20 protein-coding genes are annotated in these 24,108 nt (G+C 64.2%); 8 read left to right on the top strand and 12 right to left on the bottom strand.

The genetic code is table 11. The annotated features are described in order from the left end of the window. The first annotated feature begins 60 nt into the window (after positions 1-60). Entirely contained in the window at positions 61-303 is a 243-nt protein-coding gene (locus tag ACOQOU_RS11610) for a DUF6460 domain-containing protein (RefSeq protein ID WP_196780266.1), read from the top strand. Between the two features lie 7 nt (positions 304-310). Here ACOQOU_RS11610 and ACOQOU_RS11605 read toward each other — a convergent pair whose 3' ends face one another. The 5 genes from ACOQOU_RS11605 to ACOQOU_RS11585 all read right to left on the bottom strand — a co-directional run bounded on the left by ACOQOU_RS11605 (position 311) and on the right by ACOQOU_RS11585 (position 5,856). Next, a complete protein-coding gene (locus tag ACOQOU_RS11605; protein WP_306026104.1) occupies positions 311-1,126 on the bottom strand; it encodes an ABC transporter permease in 816 nt (271 codons plus the stop codon). Then, positions 1,123-2,019 (bottom strand): ABC transporter permease subunit, encoded by an 897-nt coding sequence (locus ACOQOU_RS11600; protein WP_109767789.1) that lies wholly within the window; start codon positions 2,017-2,019, stop codon positions 1,123-1,125. The genes ACOQOU_RS11605 and ACOQOU_RS11600 overlap by 4 nt, the downstream gene beginning before the upstream one ends. Before the next feature lie 24 nt (positions 2,020-2,043). Continuing rightward, complete coding sequence (locus ACOQOU_RS11595; protein ID WP_306026103.1) at positions 2,044-3,183, bottom strand: ABC transporter ATP-binding protein; 1,140 nt, start codon at positions 3,181-3,183, stop codon at positions 2,044-2,046. A 63-nt stretch (positions 3,184-3,246) separates the two neighbouring features. Further along, on the bottom strand, positions 3,247-4,338 hold the full coding sequence (locus ACOQOU_RS11590) for a polyamine ABC transporter substrate-binding protein (RefSeq protein WP_109767788.1): 1,092 nt from the start codon (positions 4,336-4,338) through the stop codon (positions 3,247-3,249). A 126-nt stretch (positions 4,339-4,464) separates the two neighbouring features. Next, positions 4,465-5,856, bottom strand: a complete 1,392-nt coding sequence (locus ACOQOU_RS11585) for a glutamine synthetase family protein (protein WP_109767787.1) — start codon at positions 5,854-5,856, stop codon at positions 4,465-4,467. Positions 5,857-6,211: 355 nt separating this feature from the next. Between ACOQOU_RS11585 and ACOQOU_RS11580 the strand changes: the two genes are divergently transcribed. After that, positions 6,212-7,078, top strand: a complete 867-nt coding sequence (locus ACOQOU_RS11580) for a LysR family transcriptional regulator (protein WP_306026102.1) — start codon at positions 6,212-6,214, stop codon at positions 7,076-7,078. A 6-nt stretch (positions 7,079-7,084) separates the two neighbouring features. Here the strand turns inward: ACOQOU_RS11580 and ACOQOU_RS11575 are convergent, their stop codons facing one another. Then, positions 7,085-8,521 (bottom strand): helix-turn-helix domain-containing protein, encoded by a 1,437-nt coding sequence (locus tag ACOQOU_RS11575; protein WP_109767786.1) that lies wholly within the window; start codon positions 8,519-8,521, stop codon positions 7,085-7,087. 351 nt (positions 8,522-8,872) lie between these two features. Here ACOQOU_RS11575 and ACOQOU_RS11570 point away from each other — a divergent pair, with 351 nt between their 5' ends. Next, positions 8,873-9,121: a hypothetical protein gene (locus ACOQOU_RS11570; RefSeq protein ID WP_039722642.1), complete on the top strand. Its 249-nt coding sequence runs from the start codon at positions 8,873-8,875 to the stop codon at positions 9,119-9,121. Positions 9,122-9,428: 307 nt separating this feature from the next. Here ACOQOU_RS11570 and ACOQOU_RS11565 read toward each other — a convergent pair whose 3' ends face one another. From ACOQOU_RS11565 to ACOQOU_RS11550, 4 genes are all read right to left on the bottom strand, one after another. Next, positions 9,429-12,026: an EAL domain-containing protein gene (locus ACOQOU_RS11565; RefSeq protein WP_306026163.1), complete on the bottom strand. Its 2,598-nt coding sequence runs from the start codon at positions 12,024-12,026 to the stop codon at positions 9,429-9,431. Between the two features lie 826 nt (positions 12,027-12,852). Further along, positions 12,853-13,284, bottom strand: a complete 432-nt coding sequence (locus ACOQOU_RS11560) for a hypothetical protein (RefSeq protein ID WP_306026101.1) — start codon at positions 13,282-13,284, stop codon at positions 12,853-12,855. A gap of 166 nt (positions 13,285-13,450) precedes the next feature. After that, a complete protein-coding gene (locus ACOQOU_RS11555) occupies positions 13,451-14,197 on the bottom strand; it encodes a hypothetical protein (RefSeq protein WP_306026100.1) in 747 nt (248 codons plus the stop codon). Beyond that, a complete protein-coding gene (locus ACOQOU_RS11550) occupies positions 14,190-14,720 on the bottom strand; it encodes a hypothetical protein (protein ID WP_306026099.1) in 531 nt (176 codons plus the stop codon). Before ACOQOU_RS11550 ends, ACOQOU_RS11555 begins: the two co-directional genes overlap by 8 nt. A gap of 590 nt (positions 14,721-15,310) precedes the next feature. Between ACOQOU_RS11550 and ACOQOU_RS11545 the strand changes: the two genes are divergently transcribed. Further along, positions 15,311-17,077, top strand: a complete 1,767-nt coding sequence (locus ACOQOU_RS11545; protein WP_306026098.1) for an SLC13 family permease — start codon at positions 15,311-15,313, stop codon at positions 17,075-17,077. A 73-nt stretch (positions 17,078-17,150) separates the two neighbouring features. After that, a complete protein-coding gene (locus tag ACOQOU_RS11540; RefSeq protein ID WP_306026097.1) occupies positions 17,151-18,278 on the top strand; it encodes a beta-ketoacyl-ACP synthase III in 1,128 nt (375 codons plus the stop codon). A 77-nt stretch (positions 18,279-18,355) separates the two neighbouring features. On the opposite strand, the gene ACOQOU_RS11535 is transcribed toward ACOQOU_RS11540, so the two are convergent. Next, positions 18,356-19,993, bottom strand: coding sequence for a BCCT family transporter (locus ACOQOU_RS11535; RefSeq protein WP_109767777.1), 1,638 nt, complete (start codon positions 19,991-19,993; stop codon positions 18,356-18,358). 48 nt (positions 19,994-20,041) lie between these two features. Next, positions 20,042-20,464: a universal stress protein gene (locus tag ACOQOU_RS11530; protein ID WP_109767776.1), complete on the bottom strand. Its 423-nt coding sequence runs from the start codon at positions 20,462-20,464 to the stop codon at positions 20,042-20,044. Between the two features lie 312 nt (positions 20,465-20,776). Here ACOQOU_RS11530 and ACOQOU_RS11525 point away from each other — a divergent pair, with 312 nt between their 5' ends. The 3 genes from ACOQOU_RS11525 (at position 20,777) to ACOQOU_RS11515 (ending at position 24,088) form a co-directional block, all read left to right on the top strand. Further along, entirely contained in the window at positions 20,777-22,210 is a 1,434-nt protein-coding gene (locus ACOQOU_RS11525) for a circularly permuted type 2 ATP-grasp protein (RefSeq protein ID WP_109767775.1), read from the top strand. A gap of 129 nt (positions 22,211-22,339) precedes the next feature. Next, a complete protein-coding gene (locus ACOQOU_RS11520) occupies positions 22,340-23,281 on the top strand; it encodes an alpha-E domain-containing protein (RefSeq protein ID WP_109767774.1) in 942 nt (313 codons plus the stop codon). A 3-nt stretch (positions 23,282-23,284) separates the two neighbouring features. Continuing rightward, positions 23,285-24,088 (top strand): transglutaminase family protein, encoded by an 804-nt coding sequence (locus ACOQOU_RS11515; RefSeq protein WP_109767773.1) that lies wholly within the window; start codon positions 23,285-23,287, stop codon positions 24,086-24,088. The last annotated feature ends 20 nt before the right edge of the window (positions 24,089-24,108 follow it).

Genomic DNA, 24,108 nt, shown 5'->3' with positions numbered 1-24,108 from the left:
GCCGATTTTTACCTTCCTGGCGGACAATCACCGCATCGATCGGGCAGTCCGGGGTTTGGCGTGTTCCAGTTTCTCGCCATCACATTGAAGATCAGCGTCGCGTCCATGCTGTTGGGCGCGGGACTTTCGGCGTTCGACATCACGGCAGCCGAGCTTCTGGCGCAGGCTGGCCTGACCCCCGAGCGGCTCAGCGAAATGCTGCAACAGGCCTGGGCCTGGGCGCTGCCGAACATGGTGCTGGGCTCGATCGTCATCGTGCCGCTGTGGTGCGTGAGCTATCTGCTGCGGCCGCCGCGCGGCTGACCTGCCCTCAGGCCGGGTCGGCCTGCCGCGCCCGCGCGTCGGCGACGGCACGCTGCTTGGTCACAAGCGTCGCGGTGATGACGCCGATCGCAACCAGCCCGATCAGGATGGTGCAGACGGCATTGATCTCAGGCGTGACGCCAAGGCGCACCTGCGAGTAGATTTTCATCGGCAGCGTCGTCGCGCCGGGTCCCGACGTGAACGACGCGATCACCAGATCGTCCAGCGACAGGGTGAAGGCCAGCATCCATCCGGACAGAACGGCCGGGAAGATCACCGGCAGCGTCACCTTCCAGAACGCCTCGAACGGCGTGCAGCCAAGGTCCTGCGCGGCCTCTTCCAGCGACATGTCGAAGCTGACGAGCCGCGACTGGACGACAACGGCGACGAAGCACAGCGAGAAGGTGATATGCGCCAGCGTCACCGTCCAAAAGCCGCGATCCATGTTGATCGAGACGAACAGCAGGAGCAGCGACAGGCCGGTGATCACCTCGGGCATGACGAGCGGCGCGTAAACCATGCCGGTGAACAGCGTCCGGCCGGTGAACCGCGTGTAGCGCACCAGCGCCAGCGCCGCCAGCGTGCCCAGAACGGTGGCGACGGTCGCCGAAACCAGTGCGACACGGATCGTCACCCAGGCCGCGTCCATCAGCCCCTGATTGTTGAACATCTCGACATACCAGCGGGTCGAGAAGCCGGCCCAGACGGTGACGAGACGGGATTCGTTGAAGGAATAGATCACCAGAAGGATGATCGGGATATAGAGGAACGCAAACCCCAGAACGACCGAGGAGACGTTGAACCATGTCCAGCGGCCGCTCATGAACCCGATTCCTGCGCACGGGCCTGGGCGTTCTGGAACAGCACGATCGGCACCACCAGCAGGATCAGAAGGATGATCGCCACCGCCGAGGCGACCGGCCAGTCGCGATTGTTGAAGAACTCCGTCCACAGCGTCTTGCCGATCATCAGCGTGTCCGACCCGCCAAGAAGATCGGGGATGACGAATTCGCCCACCGCCGGGATGAAGACCAGGAGGCAGCCCGCCAGAACGCCCGGCAGGGCGAGGCGTGCGGTGACCTTCCAGAACGCGCCGAGCGCGGTGCAGCCGAGGTCCTGCGCCGCCTCGATCAGCGAATAGTCCATCTTTTCCAGCGTCGCGTAGATCGGCAGCACCATGAAGGGCAGGTAGGAATACACGATCCCGATATAGACCGCCGTGTCGGTGTTCAGGATCGTCAGCGGCTCGCCGATCAGGCCAAAGCTCATCAGGAACTGGTTGAGCAGGCCCTCGGGTTTCAAAATGCCGATCCACGCATAGACGCGGATCAGGAAGGAGGTCCAGAACGGCAGGATGACCAGCATCAAGAGGATGGGCCGCAGTCCCTCCGACGCGCGCGCCATGCCATAGGCCAGCGGAAAGCCGATCAGCAGCGTGAGGAAAGTGGAGACCAGCGCGATGCGCAGGCTCGAGAAATAGGCGTTGCGGTAGAGCGCGTCCTCGGTCAGCCAGACATAGTTGGCGAACGACAGCTGCGACAGTGACTCGCGAAGAGCAGCCCAGCCCTCGCCAATGTCGAACTGCGGCGCATAGGGCGGCATTGCCAGAACCGGCTCGGACAGTGAGATGCGAAAGACGATCAGGAAGGGCAGCAGGAACAGCGCCAGCAGCCACAGATAGGGGACCAGGATCGTCAGGCGGCGGAAGAGGTTCATGGATTGCGCCCCGCGATGGCCATGTCAGCGCTCCAGCAGAATGCCGCAGTCGGGGTCGAACGAGAGCCAGACCCGTTCCTCATAGCCGATCGGGTCTTCGACGGCGCGTTCGGAATTGAGCACGGTCGCCTTGATGACGGTGCCGGAATCGAGCCGCACGTTGAAGACGGTCAGTCCGCCCAGATAGGCGATGTCCCAGACCTCGCCTTCGACGGCGTTGTGGTCCTGCTCGGGTTTGGTCCGGGTCACATCGACCTTTTCGGGGCGGATGGCGAACCAGGCATGCTTGCCCGCATCCACGCCCGGCTGAGCCACGGCGCAGATGCCGAACCCGTCGCTGGCTTCCATCTCGGCCAGCCCGTTCTCGACGGCCGTGATCCGGCCCTCGAACATGTTCACATTGCCGATGAAGTCGGCGACATAGCGCGTGTTGGGCGCCTCGTAGATCTCGCCGGGCGTGCCGGTCTGCACGACGGTGCCCGCATCCATGACGGCGATGCGGTCGGACATGGTCATCGCCTCCTCCTGATCGTGGGTGACGATCATGAAGGTCAGGCCGAGCTGTTCCTGCAAGTCCATCAGCTCGAACTGGGTTTCCTCGCGCAGCTTCTTGTCGAGCGCGCCGAGCGGTTCGTCGAGCAGCAGAAGCTTGGGCCGCTTGGCGACCGAGCGGGCGAGCGCGACGCGCTGGCGCTGGCCGCCTGACAGTTGATGGGGCTTGCGCCGGGCGAACTGTTCGAGCTTGACCAGCTTGAGCATCTGGTCGACGCGCTCGGCGACGGCGCCCTTCTCCATGCCTTCCTGCCTCAGGCCGAAAGCGATGTTGTCGGCGACATTGAGGTGCGGGAACAGCGCGTAGGACTGGAACATCATGTTGACCGCGCGCTTGTGCGGCGGCACGCCCTTGAGCGGCTGGCCGTCGAGGAAGATATCGCCCGATGTCGGCTCCTCGAAGCCGGCGAGCATGCGCAGCAGCGTGGTCTTGCCGCATCCTGAAGGGCCGAGCAGCGAGAAGAACTCGCGCTCATAGACGTGCATGGTCAGGTTGTCGACCGCGGTGAAATCGCCGAACCGTTTGGTGACGTTCTCAAAAGCGATATAGGGCTTGGCCGAGCCGTCGGCCCATGGCGTGAACGATCGCCGCACATTGCCCAGTGACTTCATGAGACCCCCGAACGTCCCCGAAAACAAGAAACGCCCCGGGCCGTGCGGTCCGGGGCGGTGCGTTTACTGGCCGGTGGTGATCCGCGTCCAGGTCCGCGTCACGCTGCGCTGTTCGCGCTGCGTGTAGGGGGTGACGGTGTAGAGCCGTCCGATCGTCTCCTCATCGGGATAGATCGCCGGATCGCCGATCACGTCCTCGTTGAGGAACTCCTTGGAGGCGGCGTTGCCGTTGGCGAAATAGACATAGTTTGAGGCCTTCGCCATCACCTCCGGCCGCATCATGTAGTCGAGGAAGATGTGCGCCTGTTCGACATTTTCCGCGTCGGCCGGGATCGCCATGTTGTCGAACCACATCAGCGCGCCTTCCTTGGGAATGATGTAGTCGACGGTGACGCCCGCGTCGGCCTCTGCGGCCCGGTCTCGGGCCTGCAGCACGTCGCCCGACCAGCCGACCGCCAGGCAGATGTCGCCATTGGCGAGCGCGTTGATGTACTCAGACGAGTGGAACTTGCGCACGAACGGGCGGATCGGCGCATAGACTTCCTCGGCCTTGGCGAGGCTGTCCGCATCCCGGCCATCGGGGTCCATGCCGGCATAGTTGAGCGCGGCCGGGATCATCTCGGCCGGCGCGTTCAGGTGGAAGATGCCGCAATCCTCCAGCTTGGCGGCCGTCTCCGGATTGAACACCAGATCCCAACTGCCAAGATCCGCATCCTCTCCGAGGCGCTCCTTGACCATGTCGACATTGATGCCGATGCCGGTCGTTCCCCACATATAGTTGACCGCATATTCGTTGCCCGGATCGTAGAGCTCCAGCCGCTCGGCGATCGCCGGGTCCATGTTGGCCAGGTTCGGCAGCGCATCCTTGTTCAACGGCTGGAACACGCCGGCCTTGATCTGGTTGGCCAGAAACGTGCCGGTCGGCACGACGATGTCGTAGCCGGTGGAACCAGCCAGCAGACGCGTCTCCAGGATCTCGTTGGAATCGAACACGTCGTATACCACCTCGATGCCGGTCTCGGCGGTGAACTCCTCAAGGATCGATTCATCGATGTAATCGGACCAGTTGAAGACCTTCACCACGCCCTCGGCATGGGCCGCTCCGGCGGCCAGAACCGCTGCGGTCGTCGTGAACAGAAGGGTTTTGAAACGCATGTCAGAAGCTCTCCCGGTTTTTGTTGTGAGCGCCTTGGGGCGGCCCCGCCGCCCGCAATTGCGGGAAAGCCTATTTGTGTTTTCGGCGGCGCACAAGCGGTTTCGCGCAGCGCGCCGCCCGGCGGCCTACAGATAGGTCGAGCGCTCGAGCGGCGTGATTTCCGACCAGAAAGCAAGGATTTCCGCGCGCTTGAGATCGCGGTAGATGCGCGCCAGTTCCGGCCCCAGCGCGCGCTCGCAAAAGGCGCCCGCAGAGGTCAGCTGCAGCGCTTCATCCATGTCGTCGGGAAGCTGTTCGCCGACGGTCGTGTCGTAGGCGTTGCCCTCGATCGGCGGCGGCGGCGTCTCCATCTTTTCGAGACCGTCCATCATCGCCTGCAAGACGGCGCACAGAAGAATGTAGGGGTTGGCGTCGGCGCCGGCGATGCGGTGCTCGACGCGGCGGTTCTCTTCACCCGATGCTGGAATACGCAGCGCCACCGAACGGTTGTTGTGGGCCCATACGGCGCGGGTCGGCGCATAGGAGCCGGGCTGGATGCGGCGGAAGCCGTTCCAGGAGTTGATGAACAGCAAGAGTGCCTGCGGCATGGTGCGGATCAGTTCGGCGACCACGCCGCCCAGCCGCGCTTCGCCGTCGCCGCCGGCAAAGATGTTGTTGCCGGCCTCGTCGACGATGGACGCGTGCACATGCATGCCGTTGCCCGCATATTCGATGAAGGGCTTGGCCATGAAGGTCGCCTGCAGAGCGTGCCGTCGCGCGCAGCCGGTGATGATCCGCCGCAGCATGATGACATCGTCGGCGGCGCGCAGCGGGTCGCGGCGGTGTTTGAGATTGACCTCGAACTGGCCGGGCGCGGCCTCCTTGACAATCGTATCGATCGGCACCGACTGGGTGTGCGCGGCGGCGCGTATGTCCTCGAACAAGGGGCCATATTCGGCCAGATCGTCGAGCCCGTACATGCGCTGCCTGTCGGGGCCGACCGCTGTGCCGACGGGCTGGGGCGTCCGTTCGCCGGAAGCACCATCGGCCTCCAGCAGATAGAATTCCAGTTCGAAGGCAACGACCGGATGCAGCCCGCGCTTGGCGAGCGCCTTGGTGATGCGGCCGAGCGCGTTGCGGCAGTCAAAGCGCAGCGGCGTCCCGTCCGGCGCATGGCCGCGCAGCAGCACCTGCGCCGTCTTGCGCTTGGCCCAGGGCACGATGGTCAGCGAGCCGGGCACCGCGCGGAAGAAACCGTCCAGATCGCCGCTTTCGATGTGAAGCCCGGTCTCGACGACCTCGCGCCCCCAGACATCGAGTCCATGGATCGACATGGGAAAGTTGACGCCGTCGCCGAAAGCCTTTTTGAGCGCGTCGGCCGGCGCCCATTTGCCGCGCAGCACGCCGTTCGGATCGACGATCAGGAATTCGACCGCCTGAAGGTCCGGGTGCGCGGCCATGAAGGCGTCATACTCGGCCATATCCGGGTCGCCGGTCGCCCCCGGCTCCACCTCGGCATCCTTCAACGGCACGGTCATGCTTGCTCGATCCTTGTGTTCGACGCGCGAACTTGAAGGCCGGCACGGCGCACTTGTCAATCGCCCCGGCAGGGGTATTGCCGGACCGAAGAGCGGGACCGGCTTTGCCGGGCCGTCCGCCCCAAAGGCGGGCGACGGGTACCAGCAGCGCACGAAGGCGATAGCCGAATGCGTTGCCATGGACCTCGTAGAAACGCTGTTCGGCGTCGCGGGATCGGGCCGGCGGGCGCGGTTTCTGAAAGATGGGCGGCGGCATGATGCCGGACATGAGAACACCTCTTGTTTTTCATGCCTCGAACCTAATACCATCTCCTTCGGCCGAAAATTCCATGAAACCGCAAAGCATTTTGCAAAAATGAAAAACCTGAACTGGGACGATGTGCGCATCTTCCTGCGCGTGGCGCAATCGGGCGGCCTGTCGGCTGCCTCGGCCTCCACAGGACTGAGTCCGGCAACGATCGGCCGCCGTGTGACGGCGCTCGAACAATGCGTCGGCCGCGTCCTGTTCGAACGGTCGCAGACCGGCTACCGGCTGACAGCCGACGGGCGCACGCTGATGGACAAGGCGCTCGCCATGGACGCCACCATGCAGCCGATCACGGACTGGTCGCGCACGAGCGGGCAAAAGCCCGGCGTTCGGATTTCCGCCGGCACATGGACCGCCGAACTGCTTGCCGCCGAATTCGCCGCGCTGTGGACGCCCGGCGATGCATTCCACGTCTGCTTCAAGACGACAGAGGCGCGGCTCGACATCGCCCATCGAGAAGCCGAGATCGCGCTGCGCAGCCAGTCGCCCGATGGCGGCAATCTGGCAGTGCGCAAGATCGCCGATGTGGCGTTCGCGCCCTACCGCGCGGCATCGCCCGCCGCCGACGCGACGCCCGGATGGGTGGCGATCGGCCGCGACGAGGCGCTGACCGCATCGGCGCACTGGCTGCTCGACCAGGAACGCGCCGAGATCGTTGCATGGGCCAACACGCCGCACACGCTGCGCGCGCTGATCCGCGCCGGCGCCGGACAGGGCGTGATGCCCTGCTTTGCCGGCGATCGCGATCCGCAGCTTGTGCGCGCCGGGCCGGTGATCGGCGACCTGGCGCAAGTGCAATATATGGTCACCCATGCCGACGACCGGCATCGCCCCGAGGTGCGCACGCTGATCCGCCGCATCACCGCGCTCGCCGAGGCGAACGCCGCGCTGTTTCGCGGCGAACGGCCCCGATAGCGCGCGTCAGACGAAGTCGAACACGCTGAAGCCGGTCGTCATGTCGTCGAGCCCGAGCGGCCTTGTGATGGGCGGCTCGGCCCGGGCGAGACAGCCGGCGCGCTCGCAGACCCGGCAGGCCGGGCCGACCGGCAGCGTCTGCACCCGGCCCGGCGCATCGGGCACGCCGCGCAGCACGGCGCCATAGACGATGTCGTTGCGGTGGGCGATCTCGCAGCCCAGAAGGATCGCCGTGCGGCGCGGCCGTTCGTGAAAGGCGCCCTGCGGCCCCTCCAGCGTGCGGGCGATGATCAGGAACTCGACGCCATCGGGCATCTGCACGGCTTCCACCAATATGTGGCCGGGCGTGTTGAACGCCTCGTGCACAGGCAGTTTGGGACACGAGCCGCCGAACCGCGCCTGCGGATAGCCGCGCGCGCCGGCGCGGCGGAAGCGGTTTCCGGCCTGGTCGATCTCGGCCATGAAGAAGGGCACGCCCGCCGCGCCGCGCCGCTGCAGCATGGTCAGCCGGTTGGCCGCCTGCTCGAACGACACGCCAAAGCGCGATTTAAGCACGTCGAGATCGTATTTCTCGCGCACCGCGACCTGCAGGAACCGCTCATAGGGCATCATCAGCGCATGGGCGGCATAGCGCGCCATCTCGAAACGGGCGATGCGCCGCGCTTCGTTCGATGACAGTTTGAGATCCTCGATCTCGGCGGTGATCGCCACCTGCATGCGGATCAGCGCCGCCTCCATCGCCACTTCGCGTTTCTGGTCGAACGGCGACAGGCGCTCGGAGATGAACAGCCGGTTGGAATGGCGGTCATAGCGGCGCTTCCAGTCGGGCATCGCCTCGACCGGCAGCACCTTGACCGAAATGCCGTGGTCGGCGCGCAGCCAGCCCGTCAGCGCGCCCATCAGATCGTCGCCCGGCGAAAGAAGTTTCGTGAAGCTTTCGGCCTCCTCCTCGAGCCGCGCGAAATGGTTGGGCCGCTTTTCGAGCGTGTCGCGCACCTCGTCGGCAGGCAGGCGCGCCGAGGCGATGCGCGTCTCGCGCCCCTCGCGGGCGAGCATGTCGGACAGATCGCTCAGCCGCTCCTGGCTTTCGCGATAGGCGCGGTAGAGCTTGACGAGCGCTGCGGACACGTTGGGCGCGCCTTCCGAAATCTCGATCAGTTCCTGGTCGCCGGGCAGTTCGCCGGCGAGCAGCGGGTCGGCGAACATCTCCTTGAGCTGCGGCAGCACCTGTTCGCCGCCGCCCTGCAATTCGTTGACATCGACCTTGTAGACCGAGGCGAGCTTCAACAGGAGCTGGACCGTCAGCGGGCGCTGGTTGCGTTCGATCAGGTTCAGATAGCTCGGCGAGATGCCAAGGTCTGCGGCCATAGCCGTCTGGGTCAGTTCGCGCTGGGTGCGGATGCGCCGGATGCGCGGTCCGGCGAAGATCTTCTGGTCGGCCATGGCAAGGCTCCTGCGGTTGGCCGATCCATGCCCGATTGTGACAGTTTTGACAAGTTGACGAAAGCAGGCCGTCAAAGCCGCTACCGGCCCACGCCAAAAACACGGCAGTGCGGCAGATGCCTGTTGTCTTTGCGTTTTTGCGTGGCATTGTCGGCATCGGGCGCCACCGGCCTCGCCTTGTCACACGCCGGACCATGATGATCGGTCAATCGCTTTGACCGGTTTTTACCAGGTCCGGCGGATGGCAGGACGGGTGCGGGCTGCGTCCGGACCTGAACCAAAAGGGGCAGTGGACTTTTGTGCGCCGCCCCGCCAATAAGGGCCAAAGGCCACCACGCCACGGAGCATGACATGTCGAGCCACGAACGCCCCAAGACCCACGTCAAGGAACGCGCCGAGGAACAGTCGTCCACCATGGGCGCCGACCAGCAGGCGGCGATCCGCATGCTGGCCAACGATCTGCACCGGCTCAACCAGTCCGTGATGAAGGCGGTGGAGGCGGGCGTGTCGGTGGAGCTGGTGCGCTCGGCCCGCCACCATGGCGGCGACGGGAACTGGGGCGACCTCTTGATCCCGGTCATCGTCACCCAGGGCAAGTAACGGGCACCGTGGCGGCGACGGCCCTCCGCTAGGGCTCCGGGCGTTCGTTGCTGAAATCGACAAATCGTTGTCGATTTCCCGCCTTCGGCGGCCGCGCCTCACTGGGGCGACCTCTTGATCCCGGTCATCGTCACCCAGGGCAAGACGCCGGCGGGCCCTCCTCGTCTCCCCTCACAGGGCACGCGAACTGCCGCTACCGGCGCCGTCGTGCCTTGTCAGCGGGACTGGCGCGGCCGCAGCGAATGGAACGCCGGAAGCTCTGCGCCGAGTCGGGCGCCGGTGCGCCTGGCCGCCGTAACCGTCAGTGCTAGGCCGCCCGCCGCCAGCTTTCCTGGCGTATGAATTCGATCAGTTGGGCCGAGCGCATCGGCCGTGCCAGCGCGAACCCCTGCAGCGCATCGCAGCCAAGGCTCTTGAGCAGAGCGGCGTGCTCCAGCGTTTCAACGCCCTCGGCGACCGCTTCGATGCCGAGCGAGTGCCCGATCTCGATGATGGCGGCCACCAGTTGGCGCTCGCGATCGGACGCCACCATCGGCATGACGAGCCCGCGATCGATCTTGAGCCGCGCCGGCTGCAGGTGGATCAGGCTGCTGATCGATGCGTAGCCGGTGCCGAAATCGTCTATCTCGATATCCACGCCCAGCGAACGAAGATGCTCCGCATTGCGCACGATGCTGTCGTCGCTCTCGTCCAGGAAGATGGATTCCAGCAACTCGAAAGAAACGCTGCCGGGCTGGATCGGAAGACCGGACAGGCTCTCGGCAAGATCGGAATCGCGAAGCCGCGACGCCGAGACATTGACGGATAGCTTCGGGATTTCGATGCCGGCCGCCAGCCAGCGGGTGCGCTGGAAGAGCGCCTGCTCGAGGATGGTGCGGTCGATCAGCTTGGCAACGTTCAGCTCCTCGGCGATCGACAGGAAAGCTGCCGGCGCCAGCAGGCCGTCGGTGGGGTGCTCCCATCTGGCGAGGGCCTCGACACCCACCAGATCCAGCGTCTTGGCATCGAACTGGGGTTGGAAAAACGGCAGGAATTCACCGTTTTCCAGCCCGCTCAGCACGGCGTCAGACAAGCGCTTGGTGCGAACGATGTCCGCGCGCAATTCATCGGAAAAGAATTCGAAGCGATCGCGGCCGTTTCTCTTTGCCCGATAGAGCGCGATGTCGGCATCGACCAGCAGACGCCTGGCGACCTCCTCGTCCCAGGTGCCCTTGTCGGCAATTGCGATGCCGATGCTGACACCGCACCGGCAGTGGGTTTCCTCGAACGGCAACGGCCGCCGCATCTGTTCGATGATCCGGCCGGCAAGGTCCGCCAAGCGATTTTCGTCGGTCGGTCCCAGCACCGCAACGACGAACTCGTCGCCGCCGATGCGCGCCACGAAGTCTCCCGGCTTCGCGTTTTCCTGCAGGACCGAGGCCGCATGCCGGAGAACCTCGTCGCCGGCGGCGTGGCCCAGCGTGTCGTTGATCTGCTTGAAACGGTCCAGATCGATGTGGAAGAGGGCCAGTTCACAGCCGGCGCCGCGGCCCGAAAGCCATTCGTCCATGTAGCGCCGGTTCGGCAGCCCGGTCAGGCTGTCATGCAACGCATTGTGCTCCATCTTCGAGCGCGCGTCTTCCAGCAGGACGGTTCTCTGTTCGGCGCTTTCCTTGGCCGCCAGCAGGTGTTTCCGAAGCTCGACATCGCTGGAGAAATCCCAGTTGACGCCCATGATGTAGCGATGGCTGTCGATGTTTGTGTGGACCGCGCCGATCGCCCGGATCCAGCGTGTGGTGCCGTCCTTGAGGACCACGCGGAACTCCGACCTGTAGGCGCCGTTGCTGGCGATCGCACTGTCGAACTCCGCTTCTGCCTTGGCCCGGTCATCGGGGTGCAGGGCGGTCGACCAGACCTCGTAGGATGCCGCATCTTCGTCCGCAGCGATGCCGTAAAGCTCCTTCATCCGGTCGTCCCAGGTCAGGGCACCATTGTCCAGATTGAGCTCCCAGACGCCGATCTTCGACGTATCGAGCGCAAGTTCGAGCCGATGCGACAGGCGCTGCAGCTGCTCCTTTCGCCGCCGCAGTTCCGCGACATGCGAGCGGCGCTCGTCGTAAAGGCGCCCGGCCAGGAACATCGGCACGACCAGAAGCAGGCCGGCGAGCACCACGGCCATCCGCACCTGCCAGGTGTTGGACGGGCCGGCGGGCCATCCGCCGAGGGGCACGGCCGCGACCTGCCAGGTCACCGACGGCAAGGCAATCGTCGCGACCACGGGCGCGTCGGCGAAGGTGGCGGCCGAACCCATGAAGACCGAACTGCCGCGGCCTAACGGATCGACGCTGGCGATGGCGATATCGATGGGCAGGTCGCCGGCAAGAACGCCGCTGTCCTCGAACAGTTCATCGACGTCGATGACCGCCGAGAGCAGCCCCCAGACGGTCCGGCCTTCCCCCTCCGGTCCGGTGAAAACCGGAAAACGCCCGATGAAGGCGCGGCCACCCTGCACCAGGTCCACAGGACCGGCGAGGACGATCTCGCCCGTCCGCACCGCCCGCAAGACGTCGCCGCGCTGCTCGCGGTGTTCTCGGTAGTCGAGACCGATCGCCCGCTCGTTGCCCTCCACCGGGTACATCAGTTCGACGACCAGATCGGGGGCGGCGGCCAGGTTGCGAATCTGGGAATGGCTGCCGACCATCTGGCGCGCGATGGCCGCGAACTGCGCCTGGTCGATGTCGGGCCGCGCCGAAATCACCGCGACGAGTCCGCGGGCCAGCTGCAGGTTGGCGTTGATATTGCCTTCCAGCCGTGCCCGGACGAGGCCAAGCTGTTCGTTTACCTCGGCCCGGACGCTCTGCTGGTGCAGTTTCCGGTTTTGCTGTTCGGCGAAGATGCCCGCCGTCAGCGTGACGGCCAGCGCCATGGCCGCGGCGAGATGGCCGATCTGGAAACCGGAACGAAGGCGCGACAGGCCGGACCTGTCCCTGGGATCGGTGTGCGAACGCTTGTTCACGCGTTGGAACCACGTGCGGGTTGGTCAAAGGTCGCCCAAAATTAGACCGAAATCCGAAAGAAAACCCTAACGCACCACAAAGCGGGCCGGGGTGTGGAGGCGCATGTCCGCCACCGCGCTTCCCTGCAAAGACGCGGACCCGCCTGCCTCATCCCAAGGTGCGGGCGCCAATCCCCGCCCTTAAGCGTCGCGCCGCCGCGCTCGCTGGCGGGGACCCCGTCTCGCCGACTTTTGGGCGGCCATGCGGAGGCGGAACAAGCGCCTCGGGTCAGGCGCAAGGCGCAGGATTGCGGGCAGACTCGGGCGTTAGCCCGCGCAAGACCTTGCGCCAGCTTAGAGAGTCAGAACAACGGGCGGTGTGGCAGCCGCGATCCGAAGTTTTTCTATGTGCGGTCGCCAAACCGCCCGTTCGGCGGGCTTGCGGTGATCGCCATTTTGGCGGGCTTCGAAAACCTGTCCGCTTCGCTGGTCGCTCAGCGGGGTTCGAAGCCGGTTGCGGGGAACGCCCGCAGACCCGAGGCCAAAACCTTCATTCCGCCCTGCCGTGAGGATTCAGCATCCAGCGCCGCACCTCTGCGCCGCCCGGCAGGCCGCCGTCCCTTTCCCCGGATGGTCGGTTCTAGACCCGAGGTTCCGCGAAAGGGATGGCGGGGAGTGTAGGGGCGGTTGGGATAAGGGGGATAAGTTTTTTTGTGGGGTTTCGAGGCACGCCGAACGTTCGCAAGCTCGCCTCCGGTCACGCCTCACTTGTGTGGTTGCCGGACCTCGCCCAACAAGCGATTGCATCATGCAGCATCCAAGGCGACGGCGCGCTGCAGGTCACGTCAGTCGTACCACTTGCGGTGAAATGGCACCACTCTTCATCGTCGGAGTGCCATTCGCCAATGACCTCGCCATCGACAAACAGTACATTCCCGCCAAAAGCACCGTTGTGGTAGCCAAGCATCAAGATGCCTTCGCGGACTATTGCCCCTTCTGAGTCAATCATTCGACAGATACTGCGAAAATGCGCGAGGACAGATTTCTCGTCAGGGCCTGAGATCATACCGGCTTCGAAAGCCTTGTATCTCAATATCCCTACGCAGTGATCTTTCGACCTGACGACTTTGACCTCACATGACATGTCGCCGTGGGTCTTAACCGTGTTGAGCATGATGGTACGAATCACTCGTCTTTTCTTCGCATTAAGGAATGGTTCGTTGCTGGATGCAATTCGTTCGGGCGATGTTGCTCAGCAGAAAAGGACATTGTTCCTAGTCTGCAAACGCGAGCAAAGACGGCCGCTCCAATTCGGTCAGGGGTATTTTTTGGCGTAGCAGGTAGGCCTCCCATCGCTAGGAGATAAGGAGGCGAATTTCTGCGAGTGCTGCTTGATAGCCGCTCTGGGTGAGCCGATAACCCACCTTACTGTCGCCGTGGATCAGCTTGGCAATACGCATCTCACCTAGCCGGTTGCGGACTGAACCCGAGCTCCTAGCGCTCATTGCAGAAAGAATGGCGCTCTGCGATGCCCGCTCAGGAAAGTGGCTGTGTAAGAGGATAAGGATTTCGCCCTTGACGGACGTGTCGGCATGCACAATCCGTCTGCCATCGATTTCCTCGACTAGCGTGCCCACTGGGGCTTGAATCAATTCAATGAGCGCCCCAGCCTCGTGCATTGAAATCGCGCTGGCGTTTCGCAGGAGTTCGGCCATTATCCAGGATGCCCCCTGATGGGCTAGAGCGAGATCAAAGCGGTTGGGGTCAATCGCATTCTTATGAGCAATGCTCCGCTTGTTGCGCAGCGCGTATATCGCCCGCGCTAAACGAGCGCCACAGATACGCAGCCCCTCCGGCACACTTCCTTCGTGGTCAGCTTTCTTGCTTAGGTAGTCATCAACATTGGGCTTATCTTCGTATTGCCCGTGCCCAAGGAACTGGAGCACCTGAACAAATACCTCAACGAACTTGCCCGGCGAGGCACGCTCGAGCGTACCGGTGGCGCAATCCTGCCTCAGCTTTACGAAATCGCTGACAAGCTCTTCCGCAAGCTGAGGTGAGATCATGTCTGCAAGCGCAGCCTTGAGACGGACCTCATCCACCGATCATGGCCTCAACCGCCTTGATGCCCGCAACGGTCAACTTGTAAGTCTTGCGGGCTTGGCGCGATTTCCCAGCCTTTTTGAGCTGGAGGCAGAGGGCCGGTTTCTGTGTTTTAAGCGCATCGAGGGCAGACGTAATATTCGCCATCCCCTCGCCAAGGTTCTTCAACTCCTTATTGACTGAGAAGCTGTCGAAGCTGTCAGCAGCATCGCACACCTGCAGCCAGTACCCCCCGACGAGCGCCTTCTCCGGTTGGCTCTTGGGCTGAGTAGCGTCGTAAAGCTCCGCAAAGCTGCCAAAAGATGACGAGGAGCCCGGCTCGGGTGCCTCGACCTCCTCCTCCCTTTTGTCGTGGCCATCCTGCGTAAAGGTCGGACGCGCCTTTTGAGCACCGACCACTCCCAAACGGCTAGAAACGTAGTCCAACACCCGAGCGCGGGCCTCTTCGTTGAGGCCCTCCAATGCCGTGTAAACCGACTGCATCGCGGCGAACTCGCTGTCGGCCTCCTTCTGATCTTCCATGACGAATCACCTCAGAGTTAGGTTGAGCGTTCATATGTATATCACTGACCTCTTGACTGCAAGATATTTGATTTTATCAAAACTCCTTCATACGCATAACTTTTTGTCTAAGCCCCTTAAATCCGGCCACATTCGCCATACTTGAGGATAGAACATAAAGTTCTGTATTTTTTTTGCGTATATGGCAGTCAGATTTTGTTCCACTAACATATTGTTTTTACAGACTATTTTTTTGTAATTTGAATTGATGGTGATATAGACTATTGTCATGCTCGTGATATGTGTACGAAAGATATGAGTCAGGCCGGGGTGGGGGCTCGTCTGACTCGCTCGATGGGCGCAGAGGCCCGCACAGTCGATGGTACGAGCCATCGCTCCAGACGGGCTTGCGGAGCCGAGGCCGGGTTTCGGTCGGCATGGGCTCACCGTGCACGTCCCGGCGTTTGGGCTCCATGTATGTCAGGCCCTCGTTGTTAACTCTTTTGAGATGCGGCGAAAGTCCGGTTGCCGCCCAATGCCGACCTTGATCAGCTAGGCCACCCCTTCCCCTCCATCCCTTCCTGTGCCACCAACCTCGCATGAGCGCGGGGATGACCAACGACCAGATTTTCCTCTTCGGCCTGTTCGGCCTTTTGTTCGCCATGCTGGTCTGGGGGCGGGTGCGCTATGATCTGGTGGCGTTCACGGCGCTCTTGATCGCCGTCTTCGCCGGCCATGTGGACCCCGACGCCGCCTTTGCCGGGTTCGGCCATCCCGCCGTCGTCATCATCGCTTTGGTGCTCATCGTCTCGCGCGGCCTCGTCAATTCCGGCGCGGTCGAACTGATCGCGCGCTTCGTCGTCGCGCCCGACCGGCCGCTGCCGGTCCATATCTCGGTGATGGCGGTGGCCGGCGCGGCGCTGTCGGCGGTGATCAACAATGTCGCCGCGCTGGCGCTTCTGATGACGCTCGACATGGATGTGGCGAAGAAGGCCAGGCGCGCCGTGTCGCTCACCCTGATGCCGCTGTCGTTCGCGACCATCCTTGGCGGCATGATCACGCTGATCGGCACGCCGCCCAACATCGTCATCGCGCAATACCGGCAGGACGCGCTCGGCGCGCCGTTTTCCATGTTCGATTTCACGCCGGTCGGGCTGATCGTCTCGGTGGTGGGCATCGCGTTCGTCGCGCTGGCCGGCTGGCGACTGATCCCGGCGCGCGACGGCAGCCAGCCGCTCGACGAGGATGCCGGGCTCTATGTCGCCGAGGCGCGGGCGCGCGAGGGGTCCAAGGCGATCGGCCGGATGGTGCGCGACCTTTACCCGGACGCCGCCGACAAGGACGTGCAGATCATCGGCCTGGTGCGGCGGGGCAAAAGGCTGCCCGGCTTTGCGCGCACCGAGGAAATCCGCAAGGGCGATTTCCTGGTGCTGGAGGGCGATCCCAAATCGATCGAGGCGTTCATGGGCACGGCGGAGCTCGATTTCGCCGGCTCGGAGAAGCATGGCGGCCTGCGCGGCGCCAATCTGACGCTGATCGAGGCGATCGTGCCGGACACGGCGCGCATCGTGAACCGGTCGGCGCTGGACGTGCGGCTGCTCTACCGCCACGGCGTGACGCTGCTGGGCGTTTCGCGCGGCGGCAAGCGCTTCCGGGACCGGGTGCGCAAGCTGGCGATCCGGCCCGGCGACGTGCTGCTGCTGCTCGGCCCGGACGACCGGATGGACCAGACCGCCCAGTGGCTCGGCGTCTATCCGCTGGCCGACCGCAAGACCGCGCTGATCCAGCGGCGCAAGGCGGCCGCGGCGATCGGCGCGTTCGGCATCGCCATCGCGCTGGCGGTGACGGGCATCACCACGCTGGCCATCGGGCTCAGCGCCTGCGTTGTCGCCTATATCGCGATGGGGCTTCTGGGCGGCGAGGATTTCTACGCGATGATCGAGTGGAAGGTGATCGTGCTGCTCGCTTCGCTCATTCCATTGTCGGCGGCGCTGGAAGCCTCGGGCGGCACGGAGCTGATCGCCAACGCCATTGTCGGCGGCACCAATGGCTGGCCGGCCTGGGCGATCCTCCTCGTCCTGATGGTCGTCACCATGACGATGAGCGACTTTCTGAACAATGTGGCGACCGCGCTGATCGCCGCGCCGATCGGCGTGTCGGTGGCGGGCTCGCTGGGCGCCAATCCCGACCCGTTCCTGATGGGCGTTGCGGTGGCGGCCTCCTGCGCCTTCCTGACGCCGATCGGCCACAAGAACAACACCATCATCATGGGGCCGGGCGGCTACCAGTTCGGCGACTATTGGCGCATGGGGCTGGCGCTGGAGGTGATCGTCATCGCGGTGGCGGTGCCGGCGATTTTGTGGGTGTGGCCGTTGTAGGGAACGCCCCGTTTACGGTAGGTGCACATCAAACAGGCACAATCGGCGATAACAGACAGAAGGGCCGATCATCATGAGCACCGTCGCCATCACGGGAACCGGCGTCTTCACGCCGGAACTGGTCGTCACAAACGACGAACTGGTGGAAACCTTCAACGCCTGGGCCGACCGGCAGAACGAAGCCAATGCCGACGCCATCGCGGCCGGCGAAACGGAGCCGGTGCCGCATTCATCGTCGGAATTCATCGTCAAGGCGTCGGGCATCGAAAACCGGCATGTGCTGAACAAGTCCGGCATTCTCGATCCGGAGATCATGCACCCCGTCCTGCCCGAACGCTCCGAGGACGAGCTCGGCGTGATGGCCGAAATGGCGCTCGACGCGGCGAAAAAGGCGCTGGCGCAGGCCGGCCGCACGCCCGCCGACATCGACGCGGTGATCTGCGCGGCGTCGAACCATGAGCGCGCCTATCCCGCGATCGCCATCGAAATTCAGGAGGCGCTCGGCATCGAGGGCTTTGCGTTCGACATGAATGTCGCCTGCTCGTCGGCGACCTTCGGCATGCAGGCCGCGCACGACATGATCGCCAACGGCTCGGCGCGGGCGATCCTCGTCGTCAATCCGGAGATCTGCTCGGCGCATCTGGAATGGCGCGACCGCGACTGCCACTTCATCTTCGGCGATGTGTGCACTGCCGCCGTCCTCGAACGCGCCGACGCCTCGGACGCGGCGGGCCGGTTCGAGATCGTCTCGACCCGCTGCAAGACGGTGTTTTCGAACAACATCCGCAACGACAATGGCTTTCTGCGGCGCACCCGGCCCGGCCACATGGAAGACCGGCGCGACATGCTGTTCCGGCAGGAGGGCCGCAAGGTGTTCAAGCAGGTGGTGCCGATGGTGGCCGAACTGATCACGCAGCATCTGGCCGACAACAATATCGCGCCCGACCGGATCGCGCGGCTCTGGCTGCACCAGGCGAACAAGGCGATGAACGATCTGATCGGCGCGAAGGTTCTGGGCCGGACGCCGGAGCCGGGCGAACAGCCCAACATCTTGCAGGAATACGCCAACACTTCGTCGGCGGGCTCGATCATCGCCTTTTCGCAGTTCAATGACGATCTCAAGCCCGGCGATCTGGGCGTCATCTGCTCGTTCGGCGCCGGCTATTCGGCGGGCAGCGTGATCGTGCGGAAAGTGGGTTAGGGCGATTTGCGGCTTAAACAAGGGAAGGCCGGCCGCGAGATGTTCGGGCCGGCCTTTCTTCGTCGCTGCGTTCTCCGTCAGTCCCTGGGCTCGTCCATCAGGCCTTTGACGATGGCAAAGCAGGCCAGAAGCAGGACGATGGTGAACGGAAAGCCGGTCGAGACCGCCATCGCCTGAAGCGCGCCCAAGCCCCCGCCGAGCAGCAGCGCGATCGCCACCAGCCCCTCGAAGGTGCACCAGAACACGCGCTGCGGCAGCGGCGCATCGACCTTGCCGCCGGCGGTGATCGTGTCGATCACCAGCGAGCCGGAGTCCGACGAGGTGACGAAGAAGACGATCACCAGGACGATCGCGACGAACGAGGTGATCGCGGCCAGCGGATATTGCGACAGCATGACGAACAGCTTGAAGTCCTGCCCCGCATCGGCAACGCCGGTGAACCCGTCATTGACGATCTGGTGGATGGCGGTGCCGCCGAACGCGGTCATCCAGAGCACGCAGACGGCGGACGGGATCAGCAGCACGCAGATGATGAATTCGCGCACCGTGCGGCCGCGCGAGACGCGGGCGATGAACATGCCGACGAAAGGCGACCAGGAAATCCACCAGGCCCAGTAGAACGCCGTCCAGCCCTGGCTGAAATTGGCGTCCTCGCGGCCGAACGGCATCGACAGGGCCGGCAGGTCGGCCAGATAGACGCCCAGATTGGTGAAGAAGCCGGTGATGATCGCCAGCGTCGGGCCGACGATGATGACGAACGCCAGCAGCAGCATGGCCAGCACCATGTTGATCTCCGACAGGCGCTTGACGCCCGCATCTAGCCCGGCGACGACCGACATCAGGGCGATGGCGGTGATCGCCAGGATCAGGATCACCTGAAACGTGTCGGTGTTGGGAACGCCGTAAAGGTATTCGAGACCGGCGCTTGCCTGCGAGGCGCCGAAGCCGAGCGAGGTGGCAAGGCCGAACAGGGTGGCAAAGACGGCCAGCGTGTCGATGATGTGGCCGGTCCAGCCCCATACCCGGTCGCCGAAGATCGGGTAGAAGACCGAGCGGATCGTCAGCGGCAGGCCCTTGTTGTAGGAGAACAGCGCCAGCGACAGGGCGACGATCGCATAGATCGCCCAGGGGTGCAGGCCCCAATGGAAGATGGTGGCGGCCATGCCCAGATTGGCGGCCGCCTGTTCGTCGCCGGCCGCGCCGCCCAGCGGCGCCCAGTCGGTGCGAACGCCATTGTCCATCGCGGTTCCGCCGAGCGACGAGGTGAAGTGCGAGATCGGTTCGGAGACGCCGAAATACATCAGGCCGATGCCCATGCCGGCGGCGAACAGCATGGCGAACCAGCCCATATAGGTGTAGTCGGGCGTCGCGTCGCGGCCGCCAAGGCGCACCTTGCCGAGCGGGGTGACGATCAACACCAGACACAGCAGCACGAAGACATTGGCTGCGGCCAGGAAGAACCAGTCCAGCGTCGAGGTCAGCCAGCCGCGCAGGCCGTTGAACAGCGGATCGACCTGGTTCTGGAAGGCCAGCGTCAGCACGACGAAGGCGACCACAGACAGGCCCGAAATCATGAAGACCGGATTGTGGATGTCGAGCCCGAACGGGCCGATCGAGGTCTCGATATTGTCCTGACCGACCTCATAGTCGGTCTCGATCAGATTGGCCGGCCCTTCGGGCTGCGGCAATCCGGTGGAGATTGTCTCGTCGCTCATGGCGCTGTGCTCCCGTTTGTTGTGTCGTTGTCGCTTCGGCCCGGCGCGTCAGCGCACCAGGAACACCGAAGCCTTGGCCTGTTTGGCCATGGCGCCGCCATGGGACGGCCAGAGGTGCCAGAAATGGTCGGCGATGCCGGGCGCGTGCGTGGCCATGACGACCAGATCGGCGCCGATGTCCTCGACGGCCTTTAGCAGGCTCCGGTCGAGATCCGCCGCCGGGTCGTGGCTGACAACGGCATGGGTTGCGACACCGATCCCCTGCGCCTTGGCCTGCTCGGCGGCGAAGGCGTCGAGGTGGGCCCGGTATTCGTCGGGGTTGTGGCCGCCCGGTCCCGGCGTGGCTGCCGTTACGCCGATATAGGTCACCTGTGCGTCATGAAGCCTTGCCAGATCGGCGGCGACCCCGATGGCCTTTTGAAGTTTGTCACTGTGTGCCAGGTCCACCGGCACGGCGATTTTCTTGTACACGATGCCCTCCCATTGTTGTGCGCCCGGCGCGCTCCCGGCACGCGGACATGTTGCTTTGATTGTGACCGTCTGCCGCAGGCAAGATCATTCCTGCTGCGCAATGGCGGGGCGCATTTGGGACAAATTCGGTCGGTTTTTGCGCGTGGCCCCGTTGGCGCGCGTCTGCCGCGCGCCGGCCGTCCGGACACGGCAACGGGTCACGGACGGTGCCCAAGGGCTAACGCGTTCATGGTTGGCGCGCAACCGCGCGCTGCCGAAAAATTGGGCAACGTTCCGGCTTGCGCAGAAATTCCAATGGCCTAAGCTGGCTCAATGTCGGAGGGCGCAGCGAAACATTTCGACGAGATGACCGGCCGGGGCGATGGCGTCCGTTCACCCTATTTCGCCTACCGGAGCTGGTTCGAGGCGGAAGACCCCGCCCGCCTCAAGCACAAGGCGGCCGAGGCCGAGACCTTCTTCCGGCGCATGGGGATCACCTTCAATGTCTATGGCGAGGCGGACGCGACCGAAAGGCTGATCCCGTTCGACGTGGTGCCGCGCATCATTTCGGGCCGCGAATGGGCGCGGCTGTCCCGCGGCATCGAACAGCGCGTCACCGCCATCAACGCCTTTCTGCACGACATTTATCACCGTCAGGAGATCCTGCGCGCCGGCCGCATCCCGGTGGAACTGATCGCCGGCAATGACGCCTTCCTGCCGCAGATGATCGGCGTCAAGCCGCCCGGCGGCGTCTACACCCATATCGTCGGCACGGATCTGGTGCGCACGGGCGAGAACGATTTCTACGTGCTGGAGGACAATGCGCGCACGCCGTCGGGCGTTTCCTACATGCTGGAAAACCGCGAGACGATGCTGCACATGTTCCCCGAACTGTTCTCGTCGGTGGCGGTGCAGCCGGTCAGCACCTATCCGCGCAACCTGCGGCGTTCGCTCGCCGCCTGCGCGCCCGCCAACCGCGCCAACGGCACGCCGACGATCGCGGTGCTGACGCCGGGCATCCACAATTCGGCCTATTACGAGCATGCCTTTCTCGCCGACCAGATGGGCGCCGAGCTTGTCGAAGGGCACGATCTGCGCGTCGTGGACGGGCGCGTGGCGATGCGTACGACGCGCGGCTACCAGCCGTTGGACGTGATCTACCGGCGCGTGGACGACGATTTCCTCGATCCTCTGAACTTCAACCCGTCCTCCATGCTCGGCGTTCCGGGCATTCTGGATGTCTACCGGGCCGGCAACATCACGATCGCCAATGCGCCGGGCACGGGCATAGCCGACGACAAGGCGATCTATTCCTACATGCCCGAGATCGTCGAATTCTATACCGGCGAGAAGGCGATCCTGAAGAACGTGCCGACCTGGCGCTGTTCGGAAAAGGATGCGCTGGCCCATGTGCTCGACAATCTGGACAAGCTCGTCGTCAAGGAAGTGCACGGCTCGGGGGGCTACGGCATGCTGGTCGGGCCGGCGGCCTCGAAAAAGGAAATCGCCGCCTTCCGGAAGAAGCTGAAAGCGCGGCCCGGCAGCTATATCGCGCAGCCCACACTGTCGCTGTCGACCGTGCCGATCCTGACCAAGTCGGGACTGGCGCCGCGCCATGTCGATCTGCGGCCGTTCGTCCTGGTGTCGCCCAACGGCATCAAGATCACGCCCGGCGGACTGACGCGCGTTGCGCTCAAGAAGGGCTCGCTGGTGGTCAATTCGTCCCAGGGCGGCGGCACCAAGGACACATGGGTGCTCGATGAGTAGGGCGAGCGAGCGGGGTTTGCGGTACAAATGTGCGACGCAGCCTCGCCCTTCGGGGCTGCGGGCGCGCGATCACACTCCGTCAGGCGCAACCGGCCCTGAACCGGGCAAGCTCGCCGGAGGGCAGCGCTGATGCTCGGAAAGACGGCAGGCGGCATATTCTGGATGTTCCGCTATCTGGAGCGGTCCGAAAACACCGCGCGGCTGGTCGATGCCGGTTTCCGCATTGCGCTGACCCGGTCGGCGACGGCCGAAAAGGAATGGGAATCGGTGGTCGCAACGGCGGGCGTGCGCGATGCCTACATCGAGCGGCACGGCCAGTTCGAGGCCTCCGCCGTCATCGATTTCCTGCTCCGCGACCGCACCAACTCCTCAAGCGTCCTTTCCGTCATCGCCGAGGCGCGCGACAATGGCCGGATGGTGCGCACGGCGCTCACCCGCGAGGTCTGGGAAGCGGTCAACGAATGCTGGATGACGCTCAACGAGACGTTGTCGCGGCCGGTGCGCGACCGCGACCTGCCGTCCGTGCTCGCCGCCATCCGCCAGCAGAGCGCGCTGGTGCGCGGCGCGCTGCACGGCACGATGCTGCGCAACGAGATTTTCGACTTCGCGCGGCTGGGCACCTTTCTCGAGCGGGCCGACAACACCGCCCGCATCCTCGACGTCAAATATTACGTGCTGCTGCCGTCCCTGTCGCTGGTCGGATCGACCATCGACAATGTGCAGTGGGAGACGATCCTGCGCTCGGTTTCGGCCTACCAGTCCTACCGGTGGGTGACGCGCGGCGATCCCAATCCGCGCGACATCGCCCACTTCCTCATTCTCGACCGGCGGCTGCCGCGAAGCCTCGCCTTCTGCTATGCCAAGATCAACGACAATCTGGGCTATCTGGAAACCGACCATGGCCATCGTCCGCATTCGCACACGATGGCCGACTCCTGCTTCCATCGCTTCCGGAACCGCTCGATCGACGAAGTCCTCGATGAGGGCCTGCATGAGTTCCTCAGCGGGTTCATCGCCGACAATCAGGCGCTCGGCGCGCAGATCGAACGCGATTACCGGTTTCATGAGTAAGCCATGCTGCTGACAATCTCACACACCACCCGCTACCAGTATGACCGGCCCGCCCGGCATGCCCTGCAGCAGGTTCGGCTGACGCCGAAGTCGCGCGCCGGCCAGTCGGTTCAGCAGTGGCAGACCGACATCACCGGCGGCAGCAAGCAGCTGTCCTATGACGACCAGCACAACAACCATGTCGAACTGATCAGTTTCGATCCGGACGCGACCGAAGTGGTGATCCATTCGCACGGCACCGTGGAATCGACCAACGGCACGGGCATTGTCGGACCGCAGGGCGGGTTTGCGCCGCTGTGGTACTTCCGGCGGCAGACGGCGCTGACCAGGCCGGGCCCGGGCCTGCGCAAATTGATGCGCGATCTGGCGCAAGCGGGCGCGAGCGACGACGTGGCGAACATGCATGCGCTGATGAACGCCATCGAGGCGGCGGTGCGCTACGAGACCGGCGCCACGCATGCCGAAACCACCGCCGAAGAGGCGCTCGAAGCCGGCCATGGCGTGTGCCAGGATCATGCCCACATCTTCATCACGCTGGCGCGGATGCTCGGCTATCCGGCGCGCTATGTCTCGGGCTATCTGATGATGAACGACCGCGTCGAACAGGACGCGACCCACGCCTGGGCCGAGGCGCATATTGCCGGCCTTGGCTGGGTCGGCTTCGACGTCTCCAATGCGATTTCGCCGGACGAGCGCTACGTGCGGGTGGCGACGGGGCTCGACTATCGCGAGGCGGCGCCGATTTCGGGACTTCTTGTGGGCGCGGGAACCGAAGAGATGGCTGTCACGTTGCAGGTGCAGCAATGATCGCTGCGGCGGCAAGCGAT

This window comes from Oceaniradius stylonematis (genome assembly GCF_965223445.1).
GTDB lineage: Bacteria > Pseudomonadota > Alphaproteobacteria > Rhizobiales > Rhizobiaceae > Roseitalea > Roseitalea stylonematis.
The sequence above is the reverse complement of the archived record's forward strand: the minus strand, read 5'-3'. Positions and strand labels throughout refer to the sequence as shown.

Excerpts from the sequence above, each read along its gene's own strand:
- ACOQOU_RS11515 (WP_109767773.1), top strand. The coding sequence starts at position 23,285 with ATGCTGCTGACAATCTCACACACCACCCGCTACCAGTATGACCGGCCC.
- ACOQOU_RS11595 (WP_306026103.1), bottom strand. The coding sequence starts at position 3,183 with ATGAAGTCACTGGGCAATGTGCGGCGATCGTTCACGCCATGGGCCGAC.
- ACOQOU_RS11535 (WP_109767777.1), bottom strand. The coding sequence starts at position 19,993 with ATGAGCGACGAGACAATCTCCACCGGATTGCCGCAGCCCGAAGGGCCG.
- ACOQOU_RS11540 (WP_306026097.1), top strand. The coding sequence starts at position 17,151 with ATGAGCACCGTCGCCATCACGGGAACCGGCGTCTTCACGCCGGAACTG.
- ACOQOU_RS11545 (WP_306026098.1), top strand. The coding sequence starts at position 15,311 with ATGACCAACGACCAGATTTTCCTCTTCGGCCTGTTCGGCCTTTTGTTC.
- ACOQOU_RS11585 (WP_109767787.1), bottom strand. The coding sequence starts at position 5,856 with ATGACCGTGCCGTTGAAGGATGCCGAGGTGGAGCCGGGGGCGACCGGC.
- ACOQOU_RS11565 (WP_306026163.1), bottom strand. The coding sequence starts at position 12,026 with ATGGCGCTGGCCGTCACGCTGACGGCGGGCATCTTCGCCGAACAGCAA.
- ACOQOU_RS11525 (WP_109767775.1), top strand. The coding sequence starts at position 20,777 with ATGTCGGAGGGCGCAGCGAAACATTTCGACGAGATGACCGGCCGGGGC.
- ACOQOU_RS11550 (WP_306026099.1), bottom strand. The coding sequence starts at position 14,720 with ATGGAAGATCAGAAGGAGGCCGACAGCGAGTTCGCCGCGATGCAGTCG.
- ACOQOU_RS11575 (WP_109767786.1), bottom strand. The coding sequence starts at position 8,521 with ATGGCCGACCAGAAGATCTTCGCCGGACCGCGCATCCGGCGCATCCGC.
- ACOQOU_RS11590 (WP_109767788.1), bottom strand. The coding sequence starts at position 4,338 with ATGCGTTTCAAAACCCTTCTGTTCACGACGACCGCAGCGGTTCTGGCC.
- ACOQOU_RS11580 (WP_306026102.1), top strand. The coding sequence starts at position 6,212 with ATGAAAAACCTGAACTGGGACGATGTGCGCATCTTCCTGCGCGTGGCG.
- ACOQOU_RS11520 (WP_109767774.1), top strand. The coding sequence starts at position 22,340 with ATGCTCGGAAAGACGGCAGGCGGCATATTCTGGATGTTCCGCTATCTG.
- ACOQOU_RS11600 (WP_109767789.1), bottom strand. The coding sequence starts at position 2,019 with ATGAACCTCTTCCGCCGCCTGACGATCCTGGTCCCCTATCTGTGGCTG.
- ACOQOU_RS11605 (WP_306026104.1), bottom strand. The coding sequence starts at position 1,126 with ATGAGCGGCCGCTGGACATGGTTCAACGTCTCCTCGGTCGTTCTGGGG.
- ACOQOU_RS11570 (WP_039722642.1), top strand. The coding sequence starts at position 8,873 with ATGTCGAGCCACGAACGCCCCAAGACCCACGTCAAGGAACGCGCCGAG.